Annotated in this window: 10 protein-coding genes; 8 read left to right on the forward strand and 2 right to left on the reverse strand. The window is 44.4% G+C overall.

Translation table 11 applies throughout. From position 1 onward, the window contains the following. Positions 1 to 79: 79 nt before the first annotated feature. Entirely contained in the window at positions 80 to 454 is a 375-nt protein-coding gene (locus A3763_RS00090) for a hypothetical protein (RefSeq protein WP_156490281.1), read from the reverse strand. Between the two features lie 287 nt (positions 455 to 741). Here A3763_RS00090 and A3763_RS00095 point away from each other — a divergent pair, with 287 nt between their 5' ends. The 8 genes from A3763_RS00095 to A3763_RS00130 all read left to right on the forward strand — a co-directional run bounded on the left by A3763_RS00095 (position 742) and on the right by A3763_RS00130 (position 10,118). Further along, positions 742 to 1,272, forward strand: a complete 531-nt coding sequence (locus tag A3763_RS00095; protein ID WP_068513123.1) for an FHA domain-containing protein — start codon at positions 742 to 744, stop codon at positions 1,270 to 1,272. Between the two features lie 117 nt (positions 1,273 to 1,389). Continuing rightward, positions 1,390 to 1,701 (forward strand): PilZ domain-containing protein, encoded by a 312-nt coding sequence (locus A3763_RS00100; RefSeq protein WP_197475492.1) that lies wholly within the window; start codon positions 1,390 to 1,392, stop codon positions 1,699 to 1,701. A 118-nt stretch (positions 1,702 to 1,819) separates the two neighbouring features. Continuing rightward, positions 1,820 to 2,398: a DUF1456 family protein gene (locus A3763_RS00105; RefSeq protein WP_068513119.1), complete on the forward strand. Its 579-nt coding sequence runs from the start codon at positions 1,820 to 1,822 to the stop codon at positions 2,396 to 2,398. Between the two features lie 194 nt (positions 2,399 to 2,592). Next, positions 2,593 to 3,717, forward strand: coding sequence for a phosphoserine transaminase (locus A3763_RS00110; protein ID WP_231872048.1), 1,125 nt, complete (start codon positions 2,593 to 2,595; stop codon positions 3,715 to 3,717). A gap of 112 nt (positions 3,718 to 3,829) precedes the next feature. Beyond that, entirely contained in the window at positions 3,830 to 4,426 is a 597-nt protein-coding gene (locus tag A3763_RS00115; RefSeq protein ID WP_156494769.1) for a LemA family protein, read from the forward strand. 3 nt (positions 4,427 to 4,429) lie between these two features. After that, positions 4,430 to 6,460: a M48 family metallopeptidase gene (locus A3763_RS00120; RefSeq protein WP_068513117.1), complete on the forward strand. Its 2,031-nt coding sequence runs from the start codon at positions 4,430 to 4,432 to the stop codon at positions 6,458 to 6,460. A 157-nt stretch (positions 6,461 to 6,617) separates the two neighbouring features. Beyond that, positions 6,618 to 7,175 (forward strand): hypothetical protein, encoded by a 558-nt coding sequence (locus A3763_RS00125; protein WP_068513115.1) that lies wholly within the window; start codon positions 6,618 to 6,620, stop codon positions 7,173 to 7,175. Positions 7,176 to 7,322: 147 nt separating this feature from the next. Then, positions 7,323 to 10,118 carry a hybrid sensor histidine kinase/response regulator gene (locus A3763_RS00130; RefSeq protein ID WP_068633080.1) on the forward strand — a complete coding sequence of 932 codons (2,796 nt, stop codon included), beginning with the start codon at positions 7,323 to 7,325 and terminating at the stop codon, positions 10,116 to 10,118. 25 nt (positions 10,119 to 10,143) lie between these two features. On the opposite strand, the gene A3763_RS00135 is transcribed toward A3763_RS00130, so the two are convergent. Continuing rightward, positions 10,144 to 11,520: a D-arabinono-1,4-lactone oxidase gene (locus A3763_RS00135; RefSeq protein ID WP_068515609.1), complete on the reverse strand. Its 1,377-nt coding sequence runs from the start codon at positions 11,518 to 11,520 to the stop codon at positions 10,144 to 10,146. Positions 11,521 to 11,591 lie beyond the last annotated feature (71 nt).

Below are 11,591 nucleotides of genomic sequence, written 5' to 3' on the forward strand. Positions count from 1 at the left end.
AAACCCGGATGAAATGAAGGCTATTTTACTTCGAGCGCAAGCGCTATAAGTAAAATAGCTAATTTCTTTACCGTATATCCTACTCAAACAAAGCATTAATGTTGGTGTTGAAACTAATATCAACCAGGTTCCAACCTTCTTGAGGCTGGTAGTAATTTAGTTCCCAAACTAAGGCGGCTGAAGGGTACTTCAGCAAATAGCTTATTTTATAGAAATGCTCCCCGACCGACTCTTGCTTCAAAAGTGCAAAGGAAAGCGGCTTGCCCTGACGTGCTTCAAGCATCTTCATATCGTGGGAGATCTTTTTGCCACGTTCCTCAAACTGCTCAGGACTGACGCCAATATAAGCAGACATAAGCGAATAAGCGCTGTCATATTCCGCTTGAACGACTTGGCTCATAAAGTAGTCACTGACTTTATTGATCTTATCTTTGCTGGCGAGAGGCTTGGCCAAACTTAGGCTGCTAAAAGTAATGAGTGATATGCAGCAGATTAATAAGCTGATTTGGCGCAAAGTGAGGTCCCCTATATTTAAGTAGTTAGTACTTTAGATTGTAGCAGAATGCTTAACTAGCGTCATTTGGCTGAGCTTCTTGGGTTTAAATAGTTCCTGGATTCATGCGCATTATTAAACTGACGATAGCGATCAAAGGGTGGGTAGCGGTAATGGACTTTTATTACCAATAACTTTGGTGCTCAGTTATGTGTTTTTCAGCATGGCTCTTATACTGAAGAAGTTTTATGTCGATTAATACTGAGTTTATTTTATGGCACTTTGGCACTTTGGCACTTTGGCACTGGAAAGGAAGTTTGGACGAAACTGGGGTGGTCAAGAAAATACCCATCACTAAGTTTCCCTTTGTTATTGGCAGAAATAAGTCAATTGATATGGTTGTTCTGCGCTCTGGTATTTCTCGTGAACATGCCGAGATAATAAGCAAAGACGGTCGCTTATTTTTGAGAGACCTTCAGTCTACTAATGGTACTTTTGTAAACAAGCAGCGTATTAATAGTGAGGTATTATTGACTCACAACACGGTTATTCATTTTGCTCAATTTGATTTTATTTTAATAGATTCGGAGCATAAGTCTTCGGATGATGAAATGTTAACTGTCGTGATGAATGTTGATGAGGCCTTAGGGCTTCATGACAAGGAGTTTGCGGGGCGCAATGTGCTTAACGCTCCACCTGCCACTAAAAGAAACAATAAGCCTAAAGTGCAGGTTATGGAGGAATCATCTCATGAGAATGTGAAAGCGCATGAAAGGTAGAGTGTTGAGGCACAAACTGAAGAATCACTTCAAAGTCAAAATGCCTTATCTAAGCCGCGAGTTCAGGGTGATGAAAAAGTTTTTATACAAGGGCAGTGGGATGATTCAAACAGGCGCTTGCATTCGCGTAGGGAGGTTCGCTGGCCGGTGCTTGTGACCTTAAAAAGTCAGCAGACGATCCAGTGTACAACGAAAGATCTGAGTGAAGCAGGGATTGCGTTGACCTCACCGGTAAGCATTCAAGAGCGGGCTTTGGTTAAAGTTGATATCAATGCATTCTATAAAGGTCGTCGTTACGATATTACAGCGCTAGGAACGGTAAGGCATTCACTTATTACACCTGATGGCTTTATTGTAGGTGTTCATATAAAGAGTAGTCACCCTAAAAGCAGTGAGTTTCTAACAAAGTTTTCTAATCGAACAATATAGTGCTGAAGCTAACGCGATTGGATTTGATGCTGAAGGGATTGTCTGCACGAAAATATGTTAGCCTGTTGTAATAATTTACGGCCCCGAGAAGATAGGGGCAATAACTTGCGAGACTGTTTTGACCAATAACTATATCCTTCGCCGCTTGCGCTATACCTTTGAATATAATGATCGACAAATGATTGCGCTGTGGGCCAGTGCAGAATGCGCTGTAACTCGAGAGCACATAAGTCAATGGCTAAAGAAAGACGATGATCCAGACTTCGTTAACTGTCCAGATAAAAAGTTTGCCAGTTTTCTCAATGGTATGATTAATAAGTTGCGTGGCAAGAAAGATGGTCCTCAAGCTTTGCCCGAAAGTCGTTTAAATAATAATATTATTTTGCGTAAGCTGAAGATTGCGCTGAACCTTCGAGACGATGATATTTGTGAGCTAATGGCATTAGGTGGCTATCGTGTCAGCAAATCCGAGTTGAGCGCATTCTTTCGTAAAGTAGGCCACAAACATTATCGTGAGCTGCAAGATCAAATGCTGCGCAAGTTTATTCAGGGCATGCAGCGAAAATACCGTGATAGCACAGATGCTGATGAGACTGCGGTTCCTGCATCTCCCGTCCATAGTAAGGAAGACTCAAACAGCGAAAGCGACCGAAATGTGAACAGTGCTATTTGGAATAAATCAAAAGCGGGTAAGTGACTTATTGACTGGTGGATATCGCGCTACCTCTTGAACGAAAAATACAGGGTTGTAGTGTTTTAAGGCCGCGGTCATTAATACAGTAAAAGCGATGATTAAAAAATAACAATCTACGTCAAGCCTTTACCCTAACAGCCCTAAAAATGATAGGATAGCGCAAATTTTTCTAATCTATTTAGTCAGAGATCAGCGCTGTGCCAATTCAAAAACCAAGCATTAAACCAAATAACCCAAACTTTTCATCAGGGCCTTGTAGTAAAAGGCCTGGTTATGACGTTAACCAGCTCCAATTAGATACCTTAGGTCGATCTCATCGCGCCAAGATTGGTAAGACAGCATTGGAAGCATGCTGTACTGAAACGGCGCGTTTATTGGGTTTGCCTGAAGGTTATCGAGTGGGTGTAGTACCGGGTTCTGATACCGGAGCAATGGAAATGGCGATGTGGTCGATGCTCGGTGCTCGTCCTGTCGATGTTTTTGCGTGGGAATCCTTCGGTAAAGGCTGGATAACCGACATTACAAAACAGCTGAAGTTGGATGATGTTTCTCTCTACGAAGCGGACTACGGTAAACTCCCTGATTTTTCTCAAGCTTCTTCTTCTCACGATATTGTATTTACCTGGAATGGCACGACTTCGGGTGTCAAAGTTGAAGACGCCAACTGGATAGCTGACGATCGTGAAGGTTTGACGATTTGTGATGCAACCTCGGCAGTGTTTGCCATGGATATGCCCTGGGAAAAACTGGACGTAATCACATTTAGCTGGCAGAAAGTACTTGGCGGTGAAGGTGCTCACGGCATGCTGATACTTAGCCCTCGAGCTGTCGAGCGCTTGGAAAGCTATACGCCACCTTGGCCAATGCCCAAATTATTCCGTATGACCAAGGCAGGGAAGTTGGTTGAAGGTATTTTTAAAGGTTCAACTATTAATACTCCGTCAATGCTTTGTGTTGCCGATTATTTAGATGCTTTATCCTGGGTTGATGGCTTGGGCGGGGTACCTGCTTTGATCAAGCGCTCAGAAGAGAATTTGGCTGCTGTTGAGCGTTTTGTTGACGCGCATGATTGGATTCACTTTTTGGCTGAAAATAAAAGTACTCGTTCCAATACAAGTGTTTGTTTGGTGCTAGACTTAGAAAAAGACGCACTGAAGAAGATGGTCGCATTGCTAGAGCAGGAAGGTGTAGCCTACGATATAGGCTCATATCGCGATGCTCCTGATGGCCTACGAATCTGGTGTGCAGGTACGATCGAGAGCAGCGACGTTGACGCGCTTATGCCTTGGCTTGAGTGGGCCTATCATAGCTCGCAAGCTTAAGTAAAAGATAGGAGCTAGGCGCTTAATGCGCCTATACTGTTTTTGCTTATAGGGATATCTCGATCAATTGAATATTGCACTGTAACTGGTGCGCCAAGTGACGGGATTAAATATGGATATCAGCAGTTTAGTAACAGCCTTCATTATCATTTTTGCGATTTTTTATATCATTCGTATTTTCAATACCTTGGTAGCTTTAAAAAATCGCTATCAAAACTCTTTCTCTCAAATTGAAGTTCAGCTTAAGCGTCGTTATGACTTGATTCCTAATCTAGTCGAGACGGCTAAGGCTTATCTAACACATGAGCGTGAAACGCTGGAAGCGGTTATATCGGCTCGTAATCAAGCTCTGGCAGGCCTTAAAGCAGCATCCGCTAATCCTTCTAGTGCGGGAGCGTTGCAGGAACTTGCTAAAAGTGAAGGTTTATTACAAAGTGCTTTAGGAAGTCTAAATGTGGCTGTAGAGGCTTATCCGGAACTGAAGGCTAGTGATAACATGAGCCAGCTTTCTGAAGAGCTGACTAGCACCGAGAATCGTGTGTCCTTTGCGCGTCAGTCCTTTAATGATTCAGTTACTGAATATAATCAATATCGTCAAAGCTTCCCTCAAAACCTTTTTGCTACCAGCTTTAGTCACAGAGAAGACGCGACGCTTCTAGAGTTTGAAGACTCGGCACAAATTCAATCGGCTCCCAAAGTTTCATTCTAGACAATGAACTTCTATAAAGCGCAAGATGATGCCAGGAAACAAACCTTATGGTTGTTGGCATTGTTTACCATTGCTGTCGTCTTATTGGTTTTGCTTACAAACCTCTGTGTCGCGTTTTTCGTTTTATACAGTAACCCAGAGTATGCACTGGATGGAGTGAATCCGATTGCTGATGCAGGCGGGAACATTTTTCAGTGGTGCGAAAACCTGATCACCGCACTAGGTTGGAAAAAATTTACCTGGACGACGCTTCTCGTCGTAGGCGTCTTGGCGATGGCTATGCTGTTCAAATGGCTCTCTTTGCGAGACGGAGGAAGGGTTGTCGCTGAAGCTTTGGGCGGTCGACCTGTTCTGACAAACTCAAGCCAGGCTCAGGAAAAGCGCTTACTAAATGTTGTCGAGGAGATTGCTTTGGCCGCGGGTATCCCAGTGCCACAAGTTTATTTGCTTGAAAAAGAACCAGGTATTAATGCCTTTGCCGCCGGTTTGTCGGTTGAGGATGCCGTTATTGGCGTCACACAAGGTTGTTTGGATACTTTTAACCGAGATCAGCTGCAGGGAGTTATTGCTCACGAATTTAGCCATGTTCTTAATGGCGATATGCGCCTGAACATGAAGTTACTGGTTGTCTTGCATGGCATTCTAATGATTAGTGAAAGTGGTCATATGGTGATGCGTATGACGAGTCAACGAGGGCGTCGCTATCGTAGCTATGGTCATGGCCGAAATAATGGCGGCGTGGTTGCGGGCCTGTTTGCATTTGGTTTGTGCCTATGGCTACTTGGCTCGATTGGCCAGTTATTTGGCATGATCATAAAGTCTGCTGTAAGCCGTCAGAGAGAGTTTTTGGCCGACGCCTCTGCAGTGCAGTTTACCCGAAACCCCAATGGTATTGGTGAGGCCTTGAGTTTGATTGGTGGTGCCACTGCCCAGTCACAAGTTGTGCATCATGGCGCTCATGAAGTGAGCCACTTGTTCTTTTCTCGCATCGGATCTCCTAGGCGCTACTTCACCCAGTTTTTTGCTACGCACCCGCCATTAGAAGAACGGATTCGCAGAGTTATGCCACGGTGGAGCGGCCGTTTTATGAAGCCTTCTTCACTAGAGCGGGAAGCAAGTGTTTTATCCGGTAGTGGTGAAACTGTATCGTCTTTTGCTGGGAGTGAGCAAGTAGTAGAACCAACAATAGGCGAGCAAAAAGCTGAATCTGCAAAACCTGTAGAGCATAAACCGATAGAGTTTGAGCCGGCATTTAGTCAGGATGGTGTTTTCAAGTCAGCTTATGATTTGCTTGTTGGTAAAGCTCACGAACCCAGTGAAGCGCCTGCCTTAATGTGTGCAGTCTTGCTTGATGAACAGGAAGCTGTCGTCAAAAAACAGCTTAAGATCGTTAGTTCAAGCCAAAAAGGTTCACCTCAAAAGATTGGTGGTGATCTTGCAGATTCAGTTGCTGACATGATCAAGCCTTTAGCTGAGCTAAACTCCGAGCAGCGCTTGGAGATTGTTGAACTAAGCATACCCGCATTAAAGCTGATGTCTTTAGTGCAATATCGTCATTATCGTTCTTTGTTTCTGGAACTAATTCATGCTGATGGAAAAATTGATGTTTTTGAGTGGCTGATTTTCCAGCTCCTTAAGCAGCATTGTGATCGATATTTTGGCTTGTCGCGTCCAGAAAAACCAAAATATAAAGACATTAAGAAAATTGCTTCTCTTTACCAAGTTGTGCTGTCCCGTATTGTCTATTATGGCTTGGAACGTGAGCAAGCAACTTATCAGCAAGCCTTCAAAGAAGGTTGTGAGGCTGCAAGCGTTGCCGGGATTACCTTGCTACCAATAAGTGACTGCCAATCAGCAAGGTTTACTCGAGCAGTGCATGACTTGGGCTTGGCCTACCCATTGTTAAAACCACGGTTATTGAAAGGTTTGCTCGCGGCTGCCAAATCCGATGCAGTTGTCACGGCAAAGCAGAGTTACTTGATAAAAGGTGTTGCCGCCGTGATGGATTGCCCCTTTGGTGGTGTAGAGAGTTAGTCACAAGCACCTATTATAGAGCTTGGGTGGCTCGCAATACTGCGTGACCTGAACTATAAATAATCAAGGCCTTCTAAAAGTTTCACCTGCTAGAGAGTCTTGATGTACGCAAAGAATAAAAATAACAAAACTCACTGTTCAACATGTGAGGTTCGTCGTGCCTGAAGGTGAGGCTAATATTCTGATTGGTAATGAGGTGTCTGAGCCGGTAGCCAAGAGCTTCGGAAAATCTCTTAGCTTCAAGCTGACTTTCTGGTTTTTAGTTCTGGCAATCGTGCCAATGATCTTGATCGCCTCTATGAGCTATTATCAAGCTTATTCAAGCTTGCGACAAGCAGCTGTTGATGAGTTGGTTCAGGCCGCTGACCTTAATGAGCGCTTCATTCGAAGCTGGTTCAACTATCGTTTTACCGATGTCACCTTACAGGCAGGAGTGCCGACCCACAAAGACCTACTGATTTCACTTCGAGAGGGTTACGAGCACAGCAATACTGATTTATTCACTTATGTGCACAGCTCAGACTGGCAGGCACGGGTAAAAGGCCAGGAAGACAGTATTGTTGCGATAGGCGCTGCTTATCCCTATGTTTACGATATATTCTTAATCGATAATCAAGGCAATATTCTGTATACCATTGAGCATGAAGATGACTTTGGTACCAATCTTTTCGACGGGCGCTATGCCCAGACAAAGTTTTCGTGGCTTGTGCAGTAAACACTCAAACAGAAGAAAACGCTTTTTTCAGATATCGAACGCTATGCGCCATCTAAGGGGCGCCCAGATGGTTTTATTGCGGCACCGATCTTTTCGGGTGACGGCGCAGTTATCGGTTCTTTTGCTATTCAAATTAGATTAGAGCAATTGATAAACCTGCTGTCACGAGATTTGGCGAAAATTAATGCTTCACATTATCTAGTCGGTGCCGACGGCTTGCTTAGAACCAGTATCGATGATCAGTCAGAGATTCTGGAGCGAACTATCGCAACTGAACAATTCGAAAAGTGGCGAAAGGAGCATGCAGTAGGTGCTGAAGAAGGCGTTGTATCAAAAGCTTATAGGTGTAAAAAAACTTCAGAATTCCAAACTCATGACTTGGAGCATGACTATGAAGAGGCTTTCGAATATGTGGGGCCGAATGGTGAAGAGGTAATTGGTATTCATCACTCGGTACGCATATTTAATATTGAGTGGAGTTTGATCAGCGAGGTAGATAAGAAAGAAGCTTTGGCTTCGGCGTATTGGCTAAAACAGATAGTAACGGTATTTGTCATACTGACCGGGCTGCTTAGTATTGTCTTGGCTTTGTGGCAGGCACGACGAGTTTCTAGGCCCATTACAAAGCTTGCAGAAGCAACAATGGCTGTTGCGGCAGGAGAGATGGATCAGCGAGTCGAGATTGATAGCAATGATGAAATAGGACGCTTGGCTGAAGCGTTCAATCATATGCTGGTAATGAGGCAAATGCATGAAAAGGCTTTAGAGGCGAGTGATCAAGAATCTAAGTATGCATTGGCAGCATTAGAGCAGAAGACTAAAGAGCTTATCGTTGCCCGGGATGAGGCCGAGTCTGCTGTTAGAGCCAAAAGCGAGTTTTTAGCCAGCATGAGCCATGAAATACGTACACCAATGAATGGTGTCTTAGGTATGTTGGGGCTGCTAATTAATAGTGAGCTTAATAAAGAGCAGCATCATCAAGTGACCTTAGCTCGATCGAGTGCTCATTCTTTGCTCGCTGTGATCAATGATATTCTGGACTTTTCCAAGATCGAAGCCGGCAAGTTGGATATTGAAGTTCTAGAGTTTAACTTGCGCTCAATGATTGGCGAATTTTCTGAAGCCATCGGTCATCGCCCTTGTGAAGACGATGTTGAATTGATTATTGACGTTGTTGATGTTGAACATAGCCTGGTAAAAGGGGACCCTGGAAGAATTAGGCAAATTCTATCAAACCTGGTGGGTAATGCGATTAAATTCACTCACGAAGGCGAGATCTATGTGAAAGTGTCGCTAACTCCTGAGCTCTCTGCAGATGGTCGAGACCTCCTTCGCCTAAATTGTTCAGTATCCGATACCGGTATAGGTATTCCAAAAGATAAAATAGCGGAGTTGTTCGACTCATTCACTCAAGTCGATGCCTCAACGACCAGAAGGTATGGTGGCAGTGGTCTAGGGCTGGCGATTGTTAAGCAGTTATGCGAAATGATGGGAGGCGGCATCTCTGTTAAAAGCGAGGCGGGTAAGGGGAGTTGTTTCAGATTTAACCTTTTGCTTGAAACAAGTGAACAATCTCAAACGGTTAGCCCCGATGTCGATATCAAGGGGGCTGATATCCTGATTGTTGATGATAATACCAGTCATCGGGAGTTTTTGACGCGTCAGCTAACAGTATGGGGAGCAAATGTAGCGCAGGCTGATTCAGCTAGCGACGCCATGGATATGTTGACCAAGGCTGCTCAGGATAGTGAAACTATTCGGTATAAAGCTATATTTATTGATATGGATATGCCGCGTATAGATGGTGTTGAACTGGCGAAAAGGCTTAGAGAGGAAGAGGGTTTGTCTGAGACAAACCTAGTGATGATGACATCCTTGCAGAACCGGGGCGACTCACAGTTTTTTTCAGACTTGGGTTGTCGTGCCTATTTTCCAAAACCAACCACGACCTTAGATTTGTTCGACTCTCTTAATATTATTTTCTCAGAAGAGAGTGTGTGTAAGGGTGGGCAAGAGGCGGGTGATCATGATCGTGGCTTGAAGCATGGCGGTATTCATCAGAATCAGGATAGCCTACCAGGTGGCTACCAGTGGCCGGATAATACCCGTATTCTTTTGGTCGAAGACAACCATGTCAATCAAATGGTTGCTTTAGCATTGCTGGATATATTGAAGCTCAGTGCTGATTTGGCCGATAGTGGGTTGGTTGCTTTGCAAAATTCGCCAGACAATTTGCCGTATAGCCTGATTCTTATGGATTGTCAGATGCCAGGTATGGATGGCTATGAAGCAACACGAGAAATAAGAGGTGGTGCGGCTGGAATTCGTTATAAAGATATCACTATTATGGCGATGACAGCGAATGCAATGAAGGGCGATAAGGAACGCTGCCTTGAAGCAGGAATGAATGATTATTTATCCAAGCCTATCGATACTGAGGTTTTGGAAAGAAAGCTCTATTTTCACCTTGTGGCGGGTGTTGATCAGAAGGCAGCCCAAGTAGGTGAAATTGTAAAAGTGAGCGAAAGTTGTGATTTAAGTGAAGAGGCTTCTGCAATAGTTGAAGAGGCAGTACCAGATGAAACGAAGGGGGTTGAGTTGCAGATTTGGGATGAAAGTGATGTATTACGCAGGGTAATGGGGAAGTCCAAAATCCTGAAAGTTATGATAGCTTCGTTTTTGAGTGATATGCCGCAGTATGTTGATACTCTGCAATCAGATATCGATAAAGGCGATCTGGAAGCGGCAGGAAATAGCGCGCATGCTCTAAAGGGCGTTGCTGCCAATTTGAGTGCCTTGGCGCTCGCTGAGGCAGCAAAGAAAATTGAGATAGCTTGCAAAGACGGGCAGCCTATCGAAAACATATTACCTATGCATCAAGAATTTATGGATGTTTACCCTAAAACCCGTGAGATGCTGATGGCTTGGAAAGAGCCTGAATAGGCTCTTTCCCGGCGCTAGCTAGACCTTAAGCGATGGTGTCTTTCAGGTAGGTATTCAGGAATTTGCTTTCTGGGTCAAAGCTGCGTCTTAGCTCAATAAAATCATTCCATTTTGGGTAGCTTTTCTTGAACTCTTCGCGGCTAAATGTATTAAGCTTGCCCCAGTGAGGTCGTCCTCCATACTTTCGAAAAATTGGCTCAATTGCTTTAAACATCGGTTGGTAATCTTCTTCAAAATAACGATGCACTGCGATGGATATGGAGTCACGTTGATAAAAGGGGCTTAACCAGGCTTCTTCACCTTTAATGAAGCGACACTCAATAGGAAAGAATGCTTCACTAAAGTGTTTTTCAATGGTGTCTCTTACTTCACCTAAGGCTTTGATTCCTTCTTCTACGGGAAGATGATATTCCATTTCATTAAAGCGGACGTTTCTATCATTGGCGTAAATAGCGTAGGAATGGTCAATATTTGTATGTGTTTCAAGGGTCTTCATATAGGTGCCGATAATCAACTCGCGCAGTTGACTCGACCAGCCCAAGTAGTCTCTGGCGGCTTTAAGGTCCATAATGCCGCTGTTACCATCAATTTCCTCTGACGATGAGGGGGGCTCATTGGTGATATTTAAGGTGTCAGTGAGCGCCATGCCGGTGAAGGGGAAATAGAAGAATTCAAAGTTCCGGTTGTCCTTGGCAAGTTTATGGGCTTGCTCAGTGACGTCTTCAAAACTCATCCATTGTGCTTCGCGTATAAGGTTAAATGGCGCCTGGTTTTGCATCGTGATTGAGGTGATGATACCGAGGCTTCCCAGGCCAACCTGAGCTGCCCTAAATAGCTCGGGATTGTGCTCATTAGAACATTGAACAAGATCACCTTGTGGGCTAACCATTTCAAGGCCTATGACATAGCTCGATAGGCTTCCTAATGACATGCCTGTGCCATGCGTTGCGGTGCTGATGGCGCCAGCAAGGGTTTGCTGGTCAATATCTGGCATATTAATTAGCGCTTGATGGTTTTCGTTGAGTATAGGGCCGCACTCACTAAGTAAAGTTCCGGAATAGAAAGTGGCTTGCTGCTTTTCTTTATCAATGCTTTTTAAACCGGATAGTCGCCGGGTAGAAAGCAGTATGTCATTAGTAGGAACCAATGCAGAGAAGGAGTGGCCGCTGCCCAAGGCCCGGATGCCGGGTTGCTTTTGCCGAATCAGAGTTTGCAGCTCAGCAATAGAGGCGGGCGCTAAGCGTTCGCTCGGAACGCATTTTTGATTGCCAGACCAGTTTTTCCAAGGGAAGCTTTTTGTGCTTGTAGAAGCCTGGGCATTGATTGCCAGCATGCTACTCAGTGGAAGAGAGCTGGTAAGCGTAGTGGCGATAAGTGACTTTAGTAAGCTACGTCTATTCATGGCCGCATCCTTATAACTGTTGTTCAAGGGGCTTACTCATATAACGAATAAGCTTTACGAAATGATCAGGA

It is taken from the genome of Oleiphilus sp. HI0128 (genome assembly GCF_001635365.1).

Coding starts and splice junctions, on each gene's coding strand:
- A3763_RS00095 (WP_068513123.1), top strand. CDS start 742: ATGTCGATTAATACTGAGTTTATTTTATGGCACTTTGGCACTTTGGCA.
- A3763_RS00115 (WP_156494769.1), top strand. CDS start 3,830: ATGGATATCAGCAGTTTAGTAACAGCCTTCATTATCATTTTTGCGATT.
- A3763_RS00120 (WP_068513117.1), top strand. CDS start 4,430: ATGAACTTCTATAAAGCGCAAGATGATGCCAGGAAACAAACCTTATGG.
- A3763_RS00135 (WP_068515609.1), bottom strand. CDS start 11,520: ATGAATAGACGTAGCTTACTAAAGTCACTTATCGCCACTACGCTTACC.